The sequence below is a fragment of the Streptomyces sp. 11-1-2 genome (assembly GCF_003595545.1).
Taxonomy (GTDB): Bacteria; Actinomycetota; Actinomycetes; order Streptomycetales; family Streptomycetaceae; genus Streptomyces; species Streptomyces hygroscopicus_B.
Map to the genome: position 1 here is coordinate 4,140,932 of NZ_CP022545.1, position 21,263 is coordinate 4,162,194.

At 71.3% G+C, this 21,263-nt stretch carries 17 protein-coding genes; 9 read left to right on the forward strand and 8 right to left on the reverse strand.

From position 1 onward, the window contains the following. Positions 1–152 precede the first annotated feature (152 nt). From CGL27_RS17685 to lepA, 3 genes are all read right to left on the reverse strand, one after another. Positions 153–2,264, reverse strand: a complete 2,112-nt coding sequence (locus tag CGL27_RS17685) for a SpoIIE family protein phosphatase (protein ID WP_119988306.1) — start codon at positions 2,262–2,264, stop codon at positions 153–155. A 185-nt stretch (positions 2,265–2,449) separates the two neighbouring features. Next, positions 2,450–4,339: an AMP-dependent synthetase/ligase gene (locus CGL27_RS17690; protein WP_119988309.1), complete on the reverse strand. Its 1,890-nt coding sequence runs from the start codon at positions 4,337–4,339 to the stop codon at positions 2,450–2,452. A gap of 245 nt (positions 4,340–4,584) precedes the next feature. Next, complete coding sequence (gene lepA, locus CGL27_RS17695; RefSeq protein WP_119988311.1) at positions 4,585–6,462, reverse strand: translation elongation factor 4; 1,878 nt, start codon at positions 6,460–6,462, stop codon at positions 4,585–4,587. Between the two features lie 238 nt (positions 6,463–6,700). On the opposite strand from lepA, the gene rpsT reads away from it, so the two are divergent. Together rpsT and CGL27_RS17710 are read left to right on the forward strand one after the other, a co-directional pair. Continuing rightward, entirely contained in the window at positions 6,701–6,967 is a 267-nt protein-coding gene (rpsT, locus tag CGL27_RS17700; protein WP_059147918.1) for a 30S ribosomal protein S20, read from the forward strand. Between the two features lie 482 nt (positions 6,968–7,449). After that, on the forward strand, positions 7,450–8,262 hold the full coding sequence (locus CGL27_RS17710; RefSeq protein ID WP_240450538.1) for a hypothetical protein: 813 nt from the start codon (positions 7,450–7,452) through the stop codon (positions 8,260–8,262). 62 nt (positions 8,263–8,324) lie between these two features. Here CGL27_RS17710 and holA read toward each other — a convergent pair whose 3' ends face one another. After that, positions 8,325–9,320 carry a DNA polymerase III subunit delta gene (gene holA, locus CGL27_RS17715; protein ID WP_078641367.1) on the reverse strand — a complete coding sequence of 332 codons (996 nt, stop codon included), beginning with the start codon at positions 9,318–9,320 and terminating at the stop codon, positions 8,325–8,327. 87 nt (positions 9,321–9,407) lie between these two features. On the opposite strand from holA, the gene CGL27_RS17720 reads away from it, so the two are divergent. Both CGL27_RS17720 and CGL27_RS17725 read left to right on the forward strand, forming a co-directional pair. Next, entirely contained in the window at positions 9,408–9,653 is a 246-nt protein-coding gene (locus CGL27_RS17720) for a hypothetical protein (protein ID WP_203348727.1), read from the forward strand. A 181-nt stretch (positions 9,654–9,834) separates the two neighbouring features. Continuing rightward, positions 9,835–10,770, forward strand: coding sequence for a polysaccharide deacetylase family protein (locus CGL27_RS17725; protein WP_119988314.1), 936 nt, complete (start codon positions 9,835–9,837; stop codon positions 10,768–10,770). Here CGL27_RS17725 and CGL27_RS17730 read toward each other — a convergent pair. Beyond that, complete coding sequence (locus CGL27_RS17730) at positions 10,745–11,449, reverse strand: type 1 glutamine amidotransferase domain-containing protein (RefSeq protein WP_119988317.1); 705 nt, start codon at positions 11,447–11,449, stop codon at positions 10,745–10,747. The two genes, CGL27_RS17725 and CGL27_RS17730, sit on opposite strands and share 26 nt — an antisense overlap. Positions 11,450–11,985: 536 nt before the next feature. Between CGL27_RS17730 and CGL27_RS17735 the strand changes: the two genes are divergently transcribed. The 5 genes from CGL27_RS17735 (at position 11,986) to CGL27_RS17755 (ending at position 16,063) form a co-directional block, all read left to right on the forward strand. Continuing rightward, entirely contained in the window at positions 11,986–12,516 is a 531-nt protein-coding gene (locus CGL27_RS17735; protein ID WP_078641371.1) for a GNAT family N-acetyltransferase, read from the forward strand. Positions 12,517–12,732: 216 nt separating this feature from the next. Next, the gene (locus tag CGL27_RS17740) at positions 12,733–13,263 is read left to right on the forward strand and encodes a toxin-antitoxin system HicB family antitoxin (protein ID WP_119988320.1); all 531 of its coding nucleotides are present in this window, start codon (positions 12,733–12,735) and stop codon (positions 13,261–13,263) included. 95 nt (positions 13,264–13,358) lie between these two features. Further along, the gene (locus CGL27_RS17745; RefSeq protein ID WP_119988323.1) at positions 13,359–14,216 is read left to right on the forward strand and encodes a DUF4097 family beta strand repeat-containing protein; all 858 of its coding nucleotides are present in this window, start codon (positions 13,359–13,361) and stop codon (positions 14,214–14,216) included. An 81-nt stretch (positions 14,217–14,297) separates the two neighbouring features. Then, positions 14,298–15,284: an ATP-binding cassette domain-containing protein gene (locus CGL27_RS17750; RefSeq protein ID WP_119988326.1), complete on the forward strand. Its 987-nt coding sequence runs from the start codon at positions 14,298–14,300 to the stop codon at positions 15,282–15,284. Then, positions 15,281–16,063 carry an ABC transporter permease gene (locus CGL27_RS17755; RefSeq protein WP_119988329.1) on the forward strand — a complete coding sequence of 261 codons (783 nt, stop codon included), beginning with the start codon at positions 15,281–15,283 and terminating at the stop codon, positions 16,061–16,063. The genes CGL27_RS17750 and CGL27_RS17755 overlap by 4 nt, the downstream gene beginning before the upstream one ends. A 73-nt stretch (positions 16,064–16,136) precedes the next feature. Here CGL27_RS17755 and CGL27_RS17760 read toward each other — a convergent pair whose 3' ends face one another. The 3 genes from CGL27_RS17760 to CGL27_RS17770 all read right to left on the reverse strand — a co-directional run bounded on the left by CGL27_RS17760 (position 16,137) and on the right by CGL27_RS17770 (position 21,199). Then, positions 16,137–18,824 carry a ComEC/Rec2 family competence protein gene (locus CGL27_RS17760; RefSeq protein WP_119994436.1) on the reverse strand — a complete coding sequence of 896 codons (2,688 nt, stop codon included), beginning with the start codon at positions 18,822–18,824 and terminating at the stop codon, positions 16,137–16,139. Between the two features lie 116 nt (positions 18,825–18,940). Continuing rightward, positions 18,941–20,197 carry a ComEA family DNA-binding protein gene (locus tag CGL27_RS17765; RefSeq protein ID WP_119988332.1) on the reverse strand — a complete coding sequence of 419 codons (1,257 nt, stop codon included), beginning with the start codon at positions 20,195–20,197 and terminating at the stop codon, positions 18,941–18,943. Positions 20,198–20,353: 156 nt separating this feature from the next. Next, a complete protein-coding gene (locus CGL27_RS17770) occupies positions 20,354–21,199 on the reverse strand; it encodes a DegV family protein (RefSeq protein ID WP_014060664.1) in 846 nt (281 codons plus the stop codon). Positions 21,200–21,263: the final 64 nt, after the last annotated feature.

Genomic DNA, 21,263 nt, shown 5'->3' on the forward strand with positions numbered 1-21,263 from the left:
CATTGTCCGTCACGGCCCGCGCCGCCCGGGACCACGAGGCGCGGGGCCCCCGGGGCCGGGGCCCGGGGCCCAGGACCCGTCTGGGCCTGTCCCGCGGATCGTCAGCGGAGCGGCCCTCGCCGGATGGGGCCCAGACCTGGCCTAGACCTGGCCTAGACCACCTTCAGGACCAGCATCGCCAGGTCGTCGTCCGGCGGCTCCGCCGCGAACTCGTCCACCGCCTGCCGCACCCGCTCCGCGACCTCCCGCGCGCTCAGCCCCGCGCACAGCGCGAACGCCGCCGCCAGGCCGTCCTCGTCGTCGAACTGCCGGTCGCCGGATCGGTGCTCCGTCACCCCGTCCGTCACACACAGCAGCGTCTCCCCGGGCGCCAGATCGAACGATTCACTCTCGTACGTCACATCGTCCACAACGCCCAGCAGTATCTGCGGCGCCGCGACGGTCCGCACCTCGCCTTCGGGCCGCAGCACCAGCGGCAGCGGATGCCCCGCGCTGGCCAGCGTGCAGTGCACCCCCTGGCCCTCGCCCAGCGGCTCCAGCTCCCCGTACAGCAGCGACAGGAACCGTGCGACCCCGCCGCCCGCCGGAAGCCCCGTGCCGACCAGGCCGCCGTCCATCAGCTCCACGACCCCGGCGGCGCCTCCCGCGGCCTCCACACCTGCCGCCACGGCCTCCGCGGCGCCCTCGACCGCCTGTTCCACCGCCTCCTCGCCCAGGAGCTGGTTGAGCCGGTCCAGGACCTCTCCCACGCCGTATCCCTCGCGGGCGAGCAGCCGCAGCCAGGGCCGGACGAGGCCGGTCACCACGGCCGCCTCCGGGCCGTTTCCGCAGACGTCGCCCAGGACGAAGCACCAGCGGCCGTCACCGGCCGGGAAGACGTCGTAGAAGTCGCCCCCGGCCGAGATGTCGCCGGTCGGCTCGTACACGACCGCCGACTCGACGCCGGGGATGCGCGGGATCACGGACGGCAGCAGCCCGCGCTGCAGCACCCGGCTGATGGTCGCCTGCCGGGTGTAGCGGCGGGCGGAGGCGAGCGCCAGGGCGACGCGGCGGGCGAAGTCCTCGACCAGGCCGACCGCCTCGTCCGGCATCCGCACCAGCCCGGCCCGCCCCAGCAGCAGCGTGCCGAGCGCGCGGCCGCCCGCGACCAGCCGGCAGGCGAGGGCCGCGCCGCCGGGCCCGTACGCGGCGGGGTCGGCCGGCCAGGGCCACGCCACGGCGCTGCCGCGGACGGCGGCGGGCACCTGGGGCGGCTCCTTCTCCAGCACCCGCCGCAGGCCCTCGATGCGCCCCTCGCTGGCGTGCCAGACCCGGGCCAGCCGGGGCGGGCCGCTCGTGGAGTCGAGCCAGATCGCGCACCAGTCGGCGAGCCGGGGCACCAGGAGCTGGCCGGCGAGCGAGGTCACCATGTCCTCGTCGAACTGCCCGGCCAGCAGGTCGGACGCCTCGGCGAGGAAGGACAGCGCGCCGCGCTGGATCCAGTCGGGGTCGAGGCGGACGGGGGCGCGGCCCTGCGCGGGCGCGACGATCTCGACGGCCTCCTTACGGCCTTCACGGACGACTCCCGCGCCCTCAGGAACGGAGCCCGGGCCCTCGGGGGCAGCCCCCGCCCCGAACCCGCCCTCGGGCTCGGGCACGGTGGCGGTCGCGGTCGCGGTCGCCGGGTCCATGGCGGCCGCGGCATCCATGAAGCCCGAGCCCATGGCGCCCGCCCCCGCGGCGGCCGAGCCCGTGGGCGCCACCGCCATCTGGAACCACACCGATTTGGTCGCCCGCCGGTAGGTCGTCCCCCAGGACTCGGCGATCTCGGCCACCAGCCGTAGCCCGTGGCCACCGGCGTACTCCGGCCCCTCGTCCGGATCCGGCGGATCGCCGCGCACCACCCGGGTGGGATGGTGGTCGGTCACCTCCACGACCAGGGACGGCGGTTCGCCCTCGCGGTCCGACACATCGAGCGCGCAGCTCACCTCGACGGCGGTGCCCGCGTGCACCACCGCGTTGGTGACCAGCTCGCTCACCAGCAGTATGGCCTCGTCCGCGACCCGGTCGGTGACCCGGTCGGCGGCCGGGACCTCGAGCGCGGCCCAGTCGGCGAGGGCGGCACGGACGAACCGGCGGGCGGCCGAGGCCGCGAGCGGAGTGCCGGGCAGGCTGACGCGTGCCGAGGCACTGGTACGAACGGGGCCAACCCCACCCCCGACCGGTAGAACAACCCCACCGCCCTCAACCGACCCACCAGAAGTGGCAGAAGATGACGTCCCCACTGTGCGGCTCCTGAAGAAGCTCCGTCATAACGCCGTATCCGTAACCGTATCCGGCACGGACAGAGTGACAGACGGACCGCCCTCATATGCACCGGGTTACGCAAGTGAACCGCGATAAGGGGAAAATTCATGTGTCCGGCGGGCCGGTCAACCTGAAATCCGGTGCGGGGTCGTATCCTTGCCCGTTAAACCTCCCGCGTTCCCGCGTACATGTCCTCGATCAGAGCCTTGTACTCACGCTCGACCACCGGCCGCTTCAGCTTCAGACTGGGCGTCAACTCCCCGTGTTCCACGTCGAGGTCGCGCGGCAGCAGCCGGAACTTCTTGATCGTCTGCCAGCGCTGCAGCCCCTCGTTGAGCCGGAGCACATAGCTCTCGATCAGCTTCCGTGCCTCATCGGTGGCCACGACCTCCGCGTAGGACTTGCCCCCGAGGCCGTGCTCGGCCGCCCACTTCATGATCGTCGGCTCGTCGAGGGCGATCAGCGCGGTGCAGTAGTTGCGGTCGGCGCCGTGCACCAGGATGTTGGAGACGAACGGGCACACCGCCTTGAACTGGCCCTCGACCTCCGCCGGGGCGACGTACTTGCCGCCCGAGGTCTTGATCAGGTCCTTCTTGCGGTCGGTGATCCGCAGATAGCCGTCGGGGGACAACTCGCCGATGTCTCCGGTATGGAACCAGCCGTCGGACTCCAGCACCTGCTCGGTCAGCTCCGGCAGCCCGTGGTAGCCCTGCATGATGCCGGGCCCGCGCAGCAGCACCTCGCCGTCGTCGGCGAAGCGCACCTCCAGGCCGGGGAACGCCTTGCCGACCGTGCCCGTGCGGTAGTCCGCCGGGTTGAGGAAGCTGGCGGCGCTGGACTCGGTCAGGCCGTAGCCCTCCAGGATGTTGATCCCGGCGCCCGCGAAGAAGTAGCCGATGTCGGGCGCGAGCGCGGCGGAACCGGACACCGCGGCCCGCAGCCGGCCGCCGAACGCCTCGCGCAGCTTGCCGTAGACCAGCTTGTCGGCCACCGCGTGCTGGGCCTTGAGGGCGAAGGGCACGGAGGCGATGCCGGTGCGGCGGAAGGAATCCTGCGAAGTCCTGGCGTAATCCCGGGAGACCTCGACCGCCCACTGGAAGATCTTGTACTTGGCCCCGCCGCCCTCGCGCGCCCGCTGGGCCACCCCGTTGTAGACCTTCTCGAAGATCCGCGGCACGGCACACATATAGGTCGGCCGGACCACCGGCAGATTGTCGATGATCTTGTCGACCCGGCCGTCCACCGCCGTGGTGTGGCCGACGTAGATCTGCCCCGCCGTCAGCACCTTGCCGAAGACATGTGCGAGCGGCAGCCACAGGTACTGCACATCGTCGGGGTAGAGCAGCCCGTCCTGGGTGCCGATCACAATGGCCATGTACGACCAGGAGTCATGCGCCAGCCGTACGCCCTTGGGGCGCCCGGTGGTACCGGAGGTGTAGATGAGCGTCGCAAGCTGATCGCCGCGCAGGGCGTCCATCCGCTCCCGTACGGCGTCCGGCTCGCGCTCCAGACGGGCCGCGCCCCGTTTCTCCAGCTCGGCGAGCGAGAGCACCCAGCCCTCGGGGTCGTCCGCGGCGGGGACCGCGTCCCCGGCCTCGATCACCACCACATGGGCCAGCTCGGGAAGTTCATCGCGCTGCGCCCGCACCTTGGCGAGCTGCGTCGCGTCCTCGGCGATCAGCACCCGGCTGCCGGAGTCGGAGAGGATGAAGGAGGTCTCGTCGGCATTGGTCGTCGGGTAGACCGTGGTGGTGGCCGCGCCCGCGCACAGCACGCCGAGGTCGGCCAGGATCCACTCGACGCGGGTCGAGGAGGCCAGCGCCACCCGCTCCTCGGGGCGGATGCCCAGTTCGATCAGCCCGGCGGCGATGGCGAAGACCCGATCCGCGCTTTCCCGCCAGGTCAGCGGCCGCCAGTCGTCGGGGCCGGTGCCCGAGGCGGGAGGCACCGGATAGCGGTACGCCTCCCCGTCCGGTGTCGCCTCGACGCGCTGGAGGAAATGCGTCGCCAAGGACGGCGGCCGGTTCTCGAGCAAGATCTGTGTGTCGGTCACGGCATCCTCCGGGGCCCGCCTCATTGCTTGGTGACTCGCGAGTAACCTTCGAGTGGTGATCAGGGTAGGGGCCGAATCCTTACTGCGTAAGGGGTGAGCGTCACGTTGTTCTCACGAGATGCCCAAGAGGTTCCCCCGCACGCAGCAGGCCCAGCGCATCCATCACGCCAGGCCCGCTGACCACACCCGTTCCGTGGGCTCCGCCCTCACCTTCGCCAGGGCTCCGCGCCCGCCCGGGGCGGCTCCTACTTCTTCGCCTTGGCGTCCTTACCGTCGGAGTCGGAGGACAGCACCGCGATGAAGGCCTCCTGCGGGACCTCCACGTTGCCGACCATCTTCATCCGCTTCTTGCCTTCCTTCTGCTTCTCCAGCAGCTTCCGCTTACGGGAGATGTCACCGCCGTAGCACTTGGCGAGGACGTCCTTACGGATGGCACGGACCGTCTCACGGGCGATGACCCGGGAGCCGATGGCCGCCTGGATGGGCACCTCGAAGTTCTGCCGCGGGATGAGCTCGCGCAGCTTGGCGACCAGCCGGACGCCGTACGCGTACGCCTTGTCCTTGTGGGTGATCGCCGAGAACGCGTCCACCTTGTCGCCGTGCAGCAGGATGTCGACCTTGACCAGCTCCGAGGTCTGCTCACCGGTGGGCTCGTAGTCCAGCGAGGCATAGCCGCGGGTCTTGGACTTGAGCTGGTCGAAGAAGTCGAAGACGACCTCGGCCAGCGGCAGGGTGTAGCGGATCTCGACCCGGTCCTCGGAGAGGTAGTCCATACCGAGCAGCACCCCGCGGCGGTTCTGGCACAGCTCCATGATCGCGCCGATGAACTCGCTCGGGGCGAGGATCGTGCCCCGGACGACCGGCTCGTGCACCGTGTCGATCTTGCCCACGGGGAACTCGCTCGGGTTGGTCACCGTGTGCTCGCTGCCGTCCTCCATCTCCACCCGATAGACCACATTGGGTGCGGTGGCGATCAGGTCGAGATTGAATTCGCGCTCCAGGCGCTCACGGATGACCTCCAGGTGCAGCAGCCCGAGGAAGCCGACGCGGAAGCCGAAGCCGAGGGCGGCCGAGGTCTCCGGTTCGTAGACCAGCGCGGCATCGTTGAGCTGCAGCTTGTCCAGGGCCTCGCGCAGCTCCGGGTAGTCGGAGCCGTCCAGCGGATACAGCCCCGAGAACACCATCGGCTTCGGGTCCTTGTATCCGCCCAGCGCCTCCTGCGCACCGCGGGTGACCTGGGTGATCGTGTCACCGACCTTGGACTGGCGGACATCCTTCACACCGGTGATCAGATAGCCCACCTCGCCCACGGACAGCCCGTCGGCGGGGGTCATCTCCGGGGAGTTGGTGCCGATCTCCAGCAGCTCATGGGCGGCGCCGGTGGACATCATCTTGATCCGCTCGCGCTTGCTGAGCGTGCCGTCGACGACCTTCACATAGGTCACGACGCCCCGGTAGGCGTCATAGACGGAGTCGAAGATCATCGCGCGGGCGGGTGCGTCATAAACGCCCACGGGGGGCGGTACGAGCTCGACGACCCGGTTCAGCAGCTCGGCCACGCCCTCACCGGTCTTCGCGGAGACCCTGAGCACGTCGGAGGTGTCGCAGCCGATGAGATGCGCCAGCTCGGCGGCGTACTTCTCGGGCTGGGCGGCGGGCAGGTCGATCTTGTTGAGGACCGGGATGATCGTGAGGTCGTTCTCCATCGCCAGATAGAGGTTGGCGAGGGTCTGGGCCTCGATGCCCTGGGCCGCGTCGACCAGCAGGACGCAGCCCTCGCAGGCGGCGAGGGAGCGCGAGACCTCATAGGTGAAGTCCACATGGCCGGGGGTGTCGATCATGTTGAGGATATGGGTGGCCGGCTCGCCGCCCTCGTCCTTCGTCGGCGCCCAGGGCAGCCGGACCGCCTGGGACTTGATCGTGATGCCGCGCTCGCGCTCGATGTCCATGCGGTCGAGGTACTGCGAGCGCATCTGCCGCTGATCAACCACACCGGTCAGCTGGAGCATGCGGTCGGCGAGCGTCGACTTGCCGTGGTCGATGTGCGCGATGATGCAGAAGTTACGGATCAGAGCCGGATCGGTACGGCTAGGCTCCGGCACATTGGTAGGGGTCGCGGGCACGCAGGGTCCTGTGTCTAGGCGGGACGCGGTGTCATGGGAATGGGTCAGTCCCGTCCATGGTCCCATGAATGGCGACCTCTTCCGGGTTTGGGACGCCATGCACCCTGCTGGTAACCTGGCCGACTGTGTCTCATGCCCCTCGCTGACGGACAGCTCCATGGACTCTCATGGACACCTCCGCGGGCACGGACGCACACCAAAGCAAGCGAAACCCAACGAACCTGCGAAGGCTTTCTACGTGGCGAACATCAAGTCCCAGATCAAGCGGAACAAGACGAACGAGAAGGCGCGCCAGCGCAACAAGGCGGTCAAGTCCGAGCTGAAGACCGCCATCCGCCGCACCCGCGAGGCCGTGGCCGCCGGTGACGCCGAGAAGGCCACCGAAGCCGCCCGCGCCGCCGCGCGCAAGCTCGACAAGGCCGTCAGCAAGGGTGTTCTGCACAAGAACAACGCCGCCAACAAGAAGTCGGCGATCGCCCAGCAGGTCGCCGGCCTCAAGGGCTGACACCCTCCCGGCCGATCTCGAAGGCTGACCCTTCCGGGGCACACCGCCCCACCCCGCCGCCGGTTTGGGCACAGCGGTCCCTCTCACCCGCTCCGACCGGCAGCCGAGAGCTTGTTCAGCTCTCTCAGCGGCACCGCGCCGCACGCGGCCTGCGTTCGCCACGCGGGTGCGGCGCACATGATCGACACGAAGGCCCCGCGCCTGTCCTTTCCCTAAGGGCAGCGCGGGGCTTTCGCCTTTGATTCGGGTATGTTCACGTCATGTCGACACCGGGGGAAACACCCAATCCGTACGGCCCGCCGCAGCCGCCCCAACCCCCTCAGCCACCTCAGCAGACTCCGCCGCAGAGTCCGCCGCAGAACCCTCCGCCGAGCCCGCCGCAGAGTGGGCAGCAGAGCCCGCCGGAGGTTCTGTCGCAGGGGCCCCAGGGATCACCGCAGGGGCCGCCGCCGAGCGCGCCGCCGCCCGGCCCGTATGGTCAGGTGCCGCCCCAGCCCCAGCCGTCCCAGCACTCTCCGTACGCGTACGCCCAGCCGACGATGCCGTCCATCCCCCTGGGCGGTGGTGGGTACGGGCCGATGGGCATGCCGCCCGGGGCGCCGCCCACGGGCTCCGGAGGCGGAGGCGGCGGCCAGGGCTGGCTGTGGGGGCTGGGCGGGGCCGTCGTCGCCTCGGCGGTCTGGGCCGGGGTGCTGTTCGCCACGGGAGGGTTCGAGGACGGGACGAAGGCCGACCTCGCGGGCTACCGCTATCGGACCAATCTGTGCACCCCGACGGATACCCAGCCCTTCGAGGACGCCGGGTACCAGCAGAAGGACGAGAGCGGGTCGTCAACGACATCGCCGTCGAACCCGCAGCACAGCAGCTCCGAGAACACCGCGCTGGACTCGATGACCTGCAATATCGACTTCGAGCCGAGCGGCTCGAGCAGCAGCGACTACTCCTCGGTCTGGCTCTACACCACGGCGTCGCTGCACAAGAAGACCAACCCCGGGCCGGAGTTCGAGGCCCAGTACCGGTCGTACGAGGACCAGAAGACGTCCAGCTACAGCTACGAGGTGAGCCCGGTCAGCGGGCTGGGCGACGAGGCGTATGTGGTGAAGCAGCACAACAGCAGCAGCTCCAACACCGGCGCCTATGTGATCCTCGCCGTGCGGGACGGCTGGATGACCTATCAGTCGACCTGGTCGCAGTATGTGTCGTCCTCGTCCAGCGGCTCGGCCAAGACGCCCGAGGAAGCCACCGAGCTGCTGAAGAAGAGCGCCAAGACGACGCTGGAGAAGATGAAGGAGTGACTCGCGGGGCCGCTCCCGGGCCGCCGCTCGACGGGGCCCAGGGCTCCGCCGCTCGACGGGGCCTAGGGCTGGCCTCGGCCCGCCCGGGCGGCGCGGACGATCGTGACGACGGCCTTCTCCAGGGCGTACGCCGGATCGTCTCCGCCGCCCTTGACCCCCGCGTCGGCCTCGGCGACGGCGCGCAGCGCGACCGCCACTCCATCCGCCGACCAGCCGCGCATCTGCTGCCGCACCCGGTCTATCTTCCACGGCGGCATGCCCAGCTCACGGGCGAGATCGCCGGGGCGGGCGTTGCGCGGCGCGGAGGCCAGCTTGCCGATCGCGCGGACGCCCTGGGCCAGGGCGCTGGTGATCAGCACCGGCGGCACCCCGGTGGAGACGGCCCAGCGCAGCGCCTCCAGCGCCTCGGCCGCCCGGCCCTCGACGGCGCGGTCGGCGACGGTGAAGCTGGACGCCTCGGCGCGGCCGGTGTAGTAGCGGGCGACGATGGCCTCGTCGATCGTGCCCTCGACATCGGCCACGAGCTGGGAGACCGCGCTGGCCAGCTCGCGCAGATCGCTTCCGATGGCGTCGACCAGGGCCTGGCATGCCTCGGGGGTGGCGGACCGGCCGGTGGCGCGGAACTCCGAGCGCACGAACGCCAGTCGGTCGGCGGGCTTGGTCATCTTGGGGCAGGCGACCTCGCGCGCCCCGGCCTTACGGGCGGCGTCGAGCAGCCCCTTGCCCTTGGCCGCGCCCGCGTGCAGCAGGACGAGCGTGATCTCCTCGGCGGGGGCGCCGAGATAGCCCTTCACATCCTTGATCGTGTCGGCCGACAAATCCTGTGCGTTCCGCACCACGACCACCTTGCGCTCGGCGAAGAGCGAGGGGCTGGTGAGCTCGGCGAGGGTGCCGGGCTGGAGCGCGTCGGGCGTCAGGTCGCGCACATCGGTGTCGGGGTCGGCCGCGCGGGCAGCCGCCACCACCTGCTGCACGGCGCGGTCGAGCAGCAGGTCCTCCTGGCCCACGGCGAGCGTCACGGGGGCGAGCGGATCGTCGGTCGTCGTCTTCCTGGCCATCGCGGTCCAGCATCCCACGGACCACCGACAACCCCGCCGCGTGCTGCCGTCCGGATGTCCGACAATGTTCCGGTGATCGATGAAGGACTGACCGGCGCCCGGCACATCCTGGTGCTGCCCGACCGCGACGCCGCGGAGGAGGTCGCCGAGGCCCTGCCGGAGCGCTTCGGCATCGCCCAGGAGCCCCAGTTGGTGCGGGACGCGCTGGCGGGCGAGGACGACGCCGAGGACGCCCAGTGGCTGGTGGTGATCGAGGACCCGGCCAGGGGCCTGGATCCGGCGGCGCTGGACGCGTTCGCGGACGAGTACGACGGCTGGCTGGAGGCCGAATAACCTGGCCGATGGCCAGGGTCATGGCTCATCGTGGTCACTGAAGGTGGTCGAAGCGGGTCGTCGGTCGCGATGAGGCCGGGAACATCGTGCGCAAGGCCGGAGGCGTCCGTTCCGAAGGCGTCCGTTCCGAAGGCGCTCATATTCCCGTGCGCGACATCTGGCCGGGCCCCACACTGCGCGCATGGAGGAAACCACCGGCCCCGCGGCCGTCACGCCCGCACAGCAGTCGAGTGAGCTACTGGGGCATCCGCCCGATGCGCGGCTGCTGATCGTCAACTGCGATGACTTCGGCATGTATCCAGCGATCAACACCGCGGTGATCGAGTCGATCGAAGAGGGCATCGCCAGTTCATGCAGTCTGATGGTCCCGTGCCCCGCGGCACCGCAGGCCATGGAACTGCTCGGCCGACGGCCGCGGATCCCGTTCGGAATCCATCTCACCCTGGTGTGCGAGATGCCCGACTGCCGATGGGGGCCGATCACCGCCAGGGAACGAGTTCCCTCACTCCTGGACCCCGCGGGTGAACTGTTCCCGCCGACGCCGGCCGGACGGGCCGCCCTGCTCGGCAAGGCCCGGCTCGATGAAATGGAGCTCGAGTTCCGCGCCCAGATCAATGCCGTCGCCGACGCCGGGCTCACGCCGACCCATCTGGACTTCCACTGCCTGGCCGATGGCGGCCGCGACGACATCCTCGAGCTGACGGTAGGGCTGGCCGCGGAGTACGGCCTCGCGGTCCGGGTCTGGCTCGAACCCGGGCGCCAGAGGATGCGGCACCGCGGGCTGCCGGTCACCGACAACGACTTCCTGGACAGTTTCTCGCTCGCCATCGAAGGAAAAGCGGCCCAATACGTTCAGATGCTGCGCGACCTGCCTGCCGGGCTCAATGAATGGGCGGTGCACCCGAGTGTGGGAAACAAGGAGTCGCGGGCCGTCGACGATGGCTGGCGCGTGCGCCGGACGGACTACGAGTTCCTGATGTCGGCGCAGGCCCGTGAAGTTCTCCAGCAGGAGGACATAGCCGTGATCGATTACCGGACCATCCAGCGCGTCTGGGGCATGGCTGTGACGCCGGAAAAGCCCGCCGAGGCCTTCACTCGCCCTGTGCCAGGGCCTTGACGAGTTCCTTCGCGAGCGGGCCCGAGGAAGCCGGATTCTGCCCGGTGAAAAGGTTGCGGTCCACGACCGTATAGGGCTCCCAGGCGGGACCTCGCGAGTACTGGGTGGGCAGCGTCTTCAGCTCGTCCTCCAGCAGCCACTTGGCTTTGTCGGCGAGACCGACGCCGGCCTCCTCTTCGTTACAGAAACCCGTCAGACGGTAGTCGGCGAAGGGTGTGTCGCCGTTCGCGTCACGAGTGGCGAGGAGAGCGGCGGGGGCGTGGCAGACAATGGCGAGCGGATTGCCGGAAGCGAGTGCCTTCCGCAGCAGTTCCCCGGAGTCGGCGTCGACCGAGAGGTCTTGCATCGGGCCGTGCCCTCCGGGGTAGTAGATCGCGCCATAGTCCTCGAGGTGCACGTCCTTGAGGGAGATGGGGTGCCGCAGCTCATCCGCCGACTCGATGACGGCCTCCTCCTGAAGGGCGTTCTCCTCGCCGCCCGCCATACGGGGTTCCAGACTCATCGTGTCGACAACCGGGACGACCCCATTCGGAGTTGCCACGGTAACTTCGTGTCCGGCGCCGGTGAATACGCTATAGGGCGCCACGAATTCCTCGGCCCAGTACCCGGTGGGGCGCCGATGTCCGTCTTTCAGGGTCCAATAGCTCGCGCCGGTCAGCACACACAGGATCTTGGCCATGGGACGCTCCTTTGAAGCCGTTGCCCTGGAAAGGGGCTGCGTCCGGGATTGAACATATGCAGCAAGTGTGGGCGGGCGTGCTGGGGGCTGCAACTCGACAGGAGCGCTACAGACATGGGTGAGGCGCCAGAGTAAAGGAAAGACCTCTGGCGCCCTACCCGCGGCCGAGCCGCTTAGCCGTGACGTAGAGCCTCAACGATCGCTGCCCAGACGGCTCGCGCCGCTAGGGACACCGCGAAGCGCTCCACGAGACTGCCGCGCCACCTTTTTCCCTTTTTGACGGACGACCTGAAAAAGCCGACCACCATCACCACCTCCTAGGGGTTCCACCCACCGCCCGCTGCGGTAGGCCCGTCCCTCCCCCTTCGGGGTCAGGCCGACCTGATGGCGGTGAGGAACCACACCTCGTCCGTGGTGACAGACTCAAAAGTACAACCGAAGCGAGATGATCGGTAGTTGGGCGTCAGAGGCGTCGCGACTCACCGGCGCGGACGCCAAGCGGCCGTGACCGGCCCGACAGTGCCTAAGCTTTCGCCGTGGACGACACGACACCTGGCATACGCGTCAGACCAGGCAGCCTGGCCGACGCACCAGCCATCCTGGACATGCTCGACTCCGCGGTGGCCTGGATGAACGATCGCGGCAACACCGAGCAGTGGGGCACGACGCCGTATTCGCAGAAGACAGGCGGGGTGGCGCGGGTCGAGCGGTACACGACCGTGAATGCCCCGTATATCGCGGAGTTGGACGGAACGCCCGTCGGAGCCATGGTGCTGGACTCCGGGCCCAGCCCGCAGGTGCCGATCGCACCGGCCGGGGAACCCGAGCGGTACGTCCGGCTGCTGGTCTCCGACCGACAACACGCCGGCCTCGGCATCGGGGCGGCGCTGCTGGCACATGCCGTCGAGGAGACCCGGCGCGCCGGCGTGGGGCTGCTGCGGGTCGACTGCTGGGCGGGCGGCGGGGGCGAACTGGTCGCGTTCTACGAGCGCAACGGTTTCACCGCCACCGACCGTTTCCTGTCCGGATCCTGGCCCGGACAGGTGCTGGCCCGGCGGGTCGACTGACGGCACGGGCAGGCAGGGCGGAGCAGGGCGCCGCCACAGTGGCATCACGTGGCACCACCAGCGGCACCATGGCGGCCGAGGCCCCACGTGGCACCGCATTGACACAATCCGACACCAAGACGTTTCCGCAGGCCAGAGCCGTCTGACGCACCTCGCGCCGTAACCACCACCCTTACCGTCTTGCGCGTGGCACCATTGCGGTGCCATTATGGCGTCATGGACCTGACGCCGTATGTCGACAACCTTCGCCGCGAACTCGCGGTGGCCGCCGAAGCCGGCGGCGAAGAAGCCCGCGAGCTGGCCGACCGGCTCACCGCTCCCCTGGAGTCGGCGACCCGGCTGACGATGCTCAATGTGCTCTCCGCCGCGATGGACGAGATCACCCGCGAGCTCGCCCCCGGCTCGGTCGACGTACGGCTGCGCGGGCTCGACCCCGACTTCGTGGTGACACGGCCGGCGGGCGGCGAGGCGTACGAGGACAGGAGCGGACCCGCCGAGCCGCTCAAGGCACCGGCCCCGGCGCCCGCCGACGGCGACGACGGTGGCACCGCCCGCGTCAATCTGCGGCTGCCCGCCCACCTCAAGGCGCGCGCCGAGGAGGCCGCGAACCGCGAGGGCCTGTCGGTCAACGCGTGGCTGGTACGCGCCGTGTCGGCCGCGGTCGACGGCGGCGCCCCGTCACGTACGACGGAGCAGCCGCGCACCACCCGCACCGTCGGACAGAGCTTCACGGGCTGGGTGCGCTGACCGCGCCCCGCCTACGCCACCTCACCCGCGCCACCTCACCCACACCGCGTCCCACCAGCAGGGACGCCACGACGACCCAAGAGGACGGGACAGCCATGCCTTCTTTCGACGCGCCTTTCGCCACTCCCCAACCGATCTCGGTCACCGCCCACGTGGAGGCCGGATCCATCCGGTTCATCGCCGCCGACCGGCTCGACACCCTCGTCGACGTGCGGCCCCGCGACCCGAAAAAGGACCAGGACGTACGGGCGGCGGAGCAGAGCGAAGTGCGCTACGCCAGTGGCCTGTTGACCATCAGGACGCCCAAGCAGCGCTATCTCATCGGGCGCACCGGCACCGTCGATGTGACGGTCGAGCTGCCCACCGGCTCGCAGGTGGAGATGACCGGCGCCTGGGCCCAGGTGCACGGCGAGGGGCGGCTCGGCGAGGTCCGGGTGAAAACCTCGTCGGGCGATGTCCGCCTCGACACCACCGGGCCGCTGCACCTGATCGCCTCCCACGGCACCATCACCGTGGACCGCGTCGAGGGGCCCGCCGAGATCACCACCAGCTCCGGCAGCCTGCGCGTCGGCGCCATCGACGGCGTGGCCGTCCTGAAGAACTCCCACGGCACCACGACCGTCGGCGACGCCCTGGGCGATCTGCGGGTGAGCGGCGCCAACGGCGACATCTTCATCGAGCACGCCGAGGGCTCGGTCACCGCCACCACCGCCCACGGCGCCGTCCGCCTCGATGAGGTCGCGCGCGGCACGGTCCAGTTGGAGACTTCCTACGGCGCCATCGATGTCGGCATCCGCGAGGGCACCGCCGCCTGGCTCGACGTCAGCTCGAGCGCCGGGCAGGTGATCAACGCGCTCACCGCGTCCGAGAGCCCGGACAAGTCCGAGGACACCGCCGAGGTCAGGGCCCGTACCCGCTTCGGCAACATCAACATCCGTCGTACCCGGGCCTGATCCGCTCCATCTCCCGACAACCGAGATCACTTCACCGCTCACCACGCCTTCGAAGGGGAGGGCCCCGTGCCTTCATCTGTCATGCCCACGTCCAGGCACGGCGGCCAGCAGCCGCCCGCCGTCTCCACCGCGGATCTGCGCAAGTCGTACGGCGACAAGACCGTCCTCGACGGCATCGATCTGCGCATCCCATCCGGCTCCGTGTTCGCGCTGCTCGGGCCGAACGGCGCCGGAAAGACCACCACCGTGCAGATCCTGTCCACGCTGCTCGCGGCCGACGGCGGCCAGGCCCAGGTCGCGGGCCACGACGTCGCCACCTCACCGGAGGGGGTACGCGCCGCGATCGGCGTCACCGGGCAGTTCGCCGCACTCGACGACCTGCTCACCGCCGAGGAGAACGTGCTCCTCATGGCCGACCTGCTGCGCCTCGGCAAGCGCGAAGGACGCAGGCGGGCCAAGGAACTGCTGGAGCGGTTCGACATCGCGGACGTCGGGCACAAGCGCGCCGCGTTCTTCTCCGGCGGTATGCGGCGCCGGCTCGACCTCGCCATGACACTGGTCGGCGACCCGCAGGTGATCTTCCTCGACGAGCCGACGACCGGGCTGGACCCGCGCAGCCGCCGCACCATGTGGGAGACCGTGCGCTCACTGGTCGCCGGTGGTGTCACCGTCTTCCTCACCACCCAATACCTGGAAGAAGCCGACCAGTTGGCGGACCGGATCGCCGTGCTCGACGGCGGCCGGATCGTCGCCGAGGGCACCGCCGACGAGCTCAAGGCGCAGATCCCCGGCAGCCATGTACGCCTGCGGTTCACCGACCCCGACGAGTACGAGCGCGCGGCGGCCGCCTTCCCCGACGCGGCCCGGGACGATGAGCAGCTCGCCCTGCGCGTCGCGGGCGACGGCGATCTCGACGCGCTGCGCGCCCTGTTCGACCGGCTCGACGCCGCCGGTATCCGCGCCGCCGACTTCTCCGTGCACACCCCCGACCTCGACGACGTGTTCCTCGCCCTGACCGGCGACGGCAGCACCAACACAGCGCTCCACGTGAAGGAGACCCTGCGATGAGCACGCTCACCTACGCCGTGCACGACTCGATGACGATGCTGCGGCGCAATATCAAGCACGCGCTGCGCTATCCGGGCGTATCGCTGGGCGCCTCCATGATGCCCATCATGATGCTGCTGCTGTTCGTGTACGCCTTCGGCGACTCGATCGGCTCCGGCATGGGCGGTGGCCGGGACGCGTATCTGAACTATCTGACGCCCGGCATCATCATCATGGGGGTGGCCGCCGGCTCGATGTCGACCTCGGTCGCGGTCTGCACCGACATGACCGAGGGCATCATCAACCGCTTCCGCACCATGAACATCACGCGCTCGTCGTTCATGACGGGCCATGTCGTCGGCAGCGTCCTCACGACGATGGTGAGCCTCGTCCTGGTGGTGGGCGTCGCCCTCGCCATCGGCTTCCGGCCGAACGCCAATCCGCTGGAGTGGCTGGCCGTCGCCGGCCTCCTCACGGCCATCGCGTTCGCCGTGACGTGGTTGTCGTGCGCGCTCGGCCTGATCTCCAAGACGGTGGAGTCCGCGAGCAACAAGCCGCTGCTGGTCCAGTTCCTGCCGTTCCTCGGCTCCGCGTTCGTGCCGGCCGAGTCGATGTCGCCGGGTCTGCGCTGGTTCGCCGAGTATCAGCCGTTCACACCGATGACCGAGGCACTGCGCGGCCTGCTCTCCGGCTCGGAGATCGGCAACGACGGCTGGATCTCGCTCGCCTGGTGCGCTGGTATCGCCCTGGTCGGCTACGTCTGGTCGCGCTCCCTCTTCAACAACAACACCACGCGCTGAACACCGGAACACACCCGGGCGGGGTGCCCACTCACCGGCAGGGAGTGACCACCCCGCCCGGGTGTGTCCGCGCTCAGGGCCCACCATGGCCTCCGAGCACCGCGCGCAGCCCCGGATCTCGTATCACCGCGATCGGCCCATCGGTGTCGGTCCGCAGCACGGCGGCTCCCTGGGCGCGCAGGGCGGCGATGGTGCGGGGCGACGGATGGCCGTAGGGGTTGTCAGCTCCACAGGAGATCAGGGCGAGGCGGGGGCTGAGGCGTCGGAGCAGGTGCGGGTCCTGGTAGGCGGAGCCGTGGTGGGCCACCTTGAGGACATCGACCTCGGGGAGAGTGGGGTACGCCGTCCGCAGGGCCAGCTGGGCCGGGGGCTCCAGGTCGCCCAGGAGGAGCAGGGTCAGGCCCGCCGTGCGGACGAGGAGGGTGACGCTCGCGTCGTTCGGCCCCTCGGCCCCGGCCGGGGCGGGCGGCGGCGCGGGCCACAGGACCTCCCAGGCCAGCGGGCCGAAGCGGCGCCGCTCCCCCGGTACCGCCGCGACGACCGGGACATGCGCCGACCGGGCCCCGCGCCGTACGAACTCGGCCTGGCCGGGCGGCTCTTCCAGACCGGTCGTCTCGATGGCGCCGACCGCGCGCCCGCGTAACGCGCCGGTCAGCCCGGCCACATGGTCGGCGTGGAAGTGGGTCAGAACCAGCAGCGGGATCCGGACGACGCCCAGCGAACGCAGACAGCGGTCGACGGCCCGCGGCTCGGGCCCGGTGTCCACGACGACGGCCGTACCGGGCCCCGCGGCCAGGACGAGGGCGTCGCCCTGGCCGACATCGCACGCCACCATTCGCCAACCGGGCGGTGGCCAGCCGGTGATGATCCGGGCCAGGGGCGCCGGCCGTACGACGGCCAGCAGCACCAGCAGAGCGCACACGGCACACAGCAGGCGGTGCCGCAACAGTCGGCGGCCGACCAGGATCACGACCAAGGTGGCGACGGCCAGCAGCAGCGCGCCGGTCCAGCCGTCCGGCCAGTCCGCCTCGGCCCCGGGCAGCGCCGCGCCGGTACGGGCCACCTGGGCGATCCATCCGGCGGGCCAGCCCGCCGGCCAGGCGATCCACTCGGCGAGCGGCGGCGCGACGGCGGCCACCGCGAGCGCGGCGAACCCGAGGACGGTGGCGGGGGCGACCGCCACCTCGGCGATGAGATTGCAGGGAATCGCCACCAGGCTCACCCGCGCGGCCATCGCCACCACGACCGGTGCGCAGACCGCCTGGGCCGCGGCGGCGGCTGCCAGCGCCTCGGCGAGCCGGGGCGGTACGCCACGGCGCCGCAGAGCCGCGCTCCATCCCGGTGCGATGGTGAGCAGGGCGCCGGTGGCCAGCGCGGAGAGCAGAAAGCCGTAGCTCCGGGCGAGCCAGGGGTCATAGAGCACCAGCGCGAGGACGGCGGCGGCCAGGGCCGGGAGCAGGGAGCGGCGGCGGCCGGTGCCGAGGGCGAGCAGCGTGATCAGCCCGCAGGCGGCGGCGCGCAGCACACTGGGCTCGGGTCTGCAGACGATGACGAAGGCGAGCGTGAGCCCGCCGCCGAGGAGGGCGGTGGTCCGCAGCCGGATGCCGAGCGCGCCCGCGAGACCGCGCCGCTCGGCCCGCCCGGCCAGCCGCGGCGGACCCGTGAGCAGGGCGAGCACCAGCGTCAGATTGCTGCCGGAGACGGCCATGAGATGGAGCATGTCCGTGGCCCGGAACGCCTCGTCCAGTTCGGGCGGCACCCGTGAGGTGTCCCCCACGACCAGCGCCGGGAGCAACGCCCGCGCGTCCGGGGTGAGTCCGTCGGTCGCGGTGCGCAGCCCGGCGCGCAGCCGCCCGGCCAGCCGCTGGACCGCGCTGGGCGGGCCCGTGACCCGCGGGGGTCCGCCGCCGTTCACGCGCACTACGGCCGCTATGCGGTCCCCGTCGCGCAGCGGCGGCGCCAGGCGGCCGTGGACACGCAGACGGGTGGACGGCAGCAGCCCGAGCCAGGCCGTCCGCTCCTTACCGGCCCTCGGGTGGACCGTCACCAGGACGGGGGTGCGGGTGGTGGTCGTGGTGCCGTCGGGGCCGGTGACCCGGCCGGCCTCGGCCTCCAGGACCACGGACGCGGGCGCGAGCGCCGCGCCCCGCACGCGTGGCCGGGTGAGCCGTGGGTCCCCCGCGACCGTCACCTCGGCGGTGGCCTCGGCGTACTCCCGGGCCAGCGCGGGCACCGGGCCACGGCGTACGTCCGCCGCGTGCAGTCCGGCGACCGCCCCCGCGGCGGCCCCGCACAACAGCACGGCCGCCACCGCTCCTGCCGTACGGCGCCCACGCCACGCGACGCGGCGGGGCGGTGGCGAAGTGTCCTGCTGCCGCGTCACGTTGTGGCCTTCGCCCGCGCCCGGACGGACGCGGGCCCCGGGTGCGGCATTGGGCGCGACACCGGGCGAGCGGCCGGCCGTTGACGGCCGTGCCTTCCGCTCCCACTGCCGAGGCTCGGCGCCGCGTGGCCGCGCCGGGGCCGGGTCCGACGGGGCGGGCCCGAGCGCCCGTCGGCCGTCCGGGAGGGGTACCGGCGAGGGCGTGTCCGGCTCGCGCCGGGGACGGGGTGCGCCGCGCCGTCGTCCACCGGGTGTCGGTGCTCGTCGGCGGGCCCCGATGAGCAGCGCGGCCGCCGCTAGGGAGGCAACCGTGCAGACGAGGGCCACCATGCGGGCCGGTGCGTCCAGGGCGAGCGCCGCGGCTGCCCAAGCGGCCAGGGCCGGGGGCACGAGGCGAAGGTCGGGTGGGCCCTCCTGGCGTGGCTGTGACGCACCGCGCGGGGACACGGCCGCCGCATGGACCGGGGCGCGGGTCCGCGGGGGCCTCGCGACCGTCATGGCCGGACCAGCGGGCGCAGGTCGGCGAACCGGCGCTCGCCGATGCCGTTCACCTCGCGGAGTTCATCGATGGAGCGGAAACCTCCGTGCTGGGTGCGGTAGTCGATGATGTGCCGGGCCAGGACGGGGCCGACTCCCGGGAGGGTGTCGAGCTGTTCGGCGGTCGCGGAGTTGAGGCTGACCGAGCCACCGGGCGCCCCGGGGCCGGCCGGTGCGTTCGCGCCGTTGGCCACGTTCGGGTCACTGGGTGCGTTCGGGCCATTGGGTGCGTTCGGTGCGCCAGCGGCCGGATCTGCGGCCGCACCCGGTGCGGGTGAACCGCCCGCGGGGGCGCCGACGACGATCTGCTCCCCGTCCACCAGTGGCCGGGCCCGGTTCAGCCCGCTCAGGTCGGCGCCCGGCCGTACTCCACCCGCCGCTTCGAGGGCGTCGGCGACCCGCGCCCCGGGCGGCAGCTTCCGCAGCCCCGGACGGCGGACCTTGCCGGTCACATCCACGACGACCGTGCGACCCCCGCCGGATGGGGTGAGCCGCCCCCTGGGCATCGGACCGGGTTCGGAGGGCGCGGCGCGCGGGGGCTCCGGATCCGGTGCGCGCACGGTCTGGGGACGGCCGGTCCAGAAGTGATACGCCGCGAAGGCCACCGCGGCGAGCAGGGCGACCGCCAGGGCGGCTACCGTTCTCAGCTCCATACCGCAGCGCAACTGAAGCCACACCGGCAGCCGCTCGCGCAGGGCGAGCCTTACCCGGTCGCGTCGGCGCAGCGGCCCGCCCCCGGGCGCGCCCTCAAACGCCTCCTCGGACGACCCATTACGCGCGTCCCCGGGCGGCCCCTCGGGTTCGTCCCCGAACGGCCCCTCGCTCGCGGCTCGGGGCTGCTCCTCGGGCTCGCCCCTGAGGGGCCACTCGTTCCTTACCTCCCCGCTCCGTACCTCCTCCGGCCCCGCAGCCGACGCCTCCCTGGCCAGGCGCTCCTCGTCCCGGGCCTTCGCCACGCCCCTCGGCCCGTCCCGGCTGCCCAGGGCGATCGACCCGACCGCGATCGGGGGCGCCGACGGTGTGGAGAAGAGCGCCGCCACGCGGCTGGCGCGTGCGGGGGCGGTGGGGTGGGCCCGGCGGTCGGCGGTGCGGTGGTGGCTTCCGGCGCGGGACGAACCAGTGCCGGACGGCGGGCGGGGGCGGCGGCCCGCCCCGCCGTCGCGATGGCGGCCACGCCCTGGACCCGTGGTTACTGTGCGTGATCGTGTCCTCATGCACCCGACGGTAGACACAAGCGGCCGATCGCGCCGATCCGCCTCAATTCCCGGGGATAACCCCCAGGTTGTGGATAACTCCGTCACTCCGTCGAGCGCGGACCTTGCCCGGCCAACCAAGTACCGCCCGCCCGACCAAGTACCGTCCACCCTCCGCTACCGCGGAGAGACCACCGCTCCCAGCAGCCCCGGCCCGGTGTGTGCCCCGATCACCGCGCCCACCTCACTCACATAGAGCTCCGCCAGCCCCGGCACCCGGTCCCGCAGCCGCTCCGCGAGCGCCGCCGCCCGTTCGCCCGCCGCCAGGTGCTGCACCGCGATGTCCACCGGGCTCCGGCCGGCCCGCTCCACCACGATCTCCTCGAGCCGGGCGATGGCCTTCGAAGCGGTGCGGACCTTCTCCCGCAGCTCGATCCGCCCCTCGTCGAGCTGGAGCAGCGGTTTGACCGCGAGCGCCGAGCCGAGCAGGGCCTGGGCCGCGCCGATGCGGCCGCCGCGCCGCAAATAGTCGAGGGTGTCGACGTAGAAATAGGCGGCGGTGCCGTCGGCCCGTTTTTCCGCCGCCGCCACGGCCTCGTCCAGCGTGCCGCCACCCTCCGCCGTCTCGGCCGCCGCCAGCGCGCAGAAGCCCAGCGCCATCGCGACCATTCCGCTGTCCACCACCCGCACCGGAACGGGCGCGTCCTGTGCCGCGAGCGCCGCCGCGTCGTAGGTGCCGGAGAACTCGGCCGACAGATGCAGGGAGACGATGCCCGTCGCGCCCTCCTCGGCGGCGGCCCGATAGGCGGCGGCGAACATTGCCGGACTGGGCCGGGACGTCGTCACCGGCTTCCGCTTCTGCAACGCCTGCGCGAGGGACCGGGCCGAGATCTCGGTGCCTTCTTCCAGGGCCCGGTCTCCGAGCACGACCGTCAGCGGCACCGCGGTGATGCGATGGCGCTCCATCGCATCCTGCGGCAAGTAAGCCGTTGAATCGGTGACGATCGCGACATGGCGGGACATGACTGGGAGGTTATCGGGGGATGGAGCCTGCCGACAGCGCGACCCCAGCGGATGATCAATTGCC

Coding starts and splice junctions, on each gene's coding strand:
- CGL27_RS17765 (WP_119988332.1), bottom strand. CDS start 20,197: ATGAGGACACGATCACGCACAGTAACCACGGGTCCAGGGCGTGGCCGC.
- CGL27_RS17750 (WP_119988326.1), top strand. CDS start 14,298: ATGCCCACGTCCAGGCACGGCGGCCAGCAGCCGCCCGCCGTCTCCACC.
- CGL27_RS17740 (WP_119988320.1), top strand. CDS start 12,733: ATGGACCTGACGCCGTATGTCGACAACCTTCGCCGCGAACTCGCGGTG.
- CGL27_RS17725 (WP_119988314.1), top strand. CDS start 9,835: ATGGAGGAAACCACCGGCCCCGCGGCCGTCACGCCCGCACAGCAGTCG.
- CGL27_RS17745 (WP_119988323.1), top strand. CDS start 13,359: ATGCCTTCTTTCGACGCGCCTTTCGCCACTCCCCAACCGATCTCGGTC.
- CGL27_RS17755 (WP_119988329.1), top strand. CDS start 15,281: ATGAGCACGCTCACCTACGCCGTGCACGACTCGATGACGATGCTGCGG.
- CGL27_RS17770 (WP_014060664.1), bottom strand. CDS start 21,199: ATGTCCCGCCATGTCGCGATCGTCACCGATTCAACGGCTTACTTGCCG.
- holA (WP_078641367.1), bottom strand. CDS start 9,320: ATGGCCAGGAAGACGACGACCGACGATCCGCTCGCCCCCGTGACGCTC.
- CGL27_RS17730 (WP_119988317.1), bottom strand. CDS start 11,449: ATGGCCAAGATCCTGTGTGTGCTGACCGGCGCGAGCTATTGGACCCTG.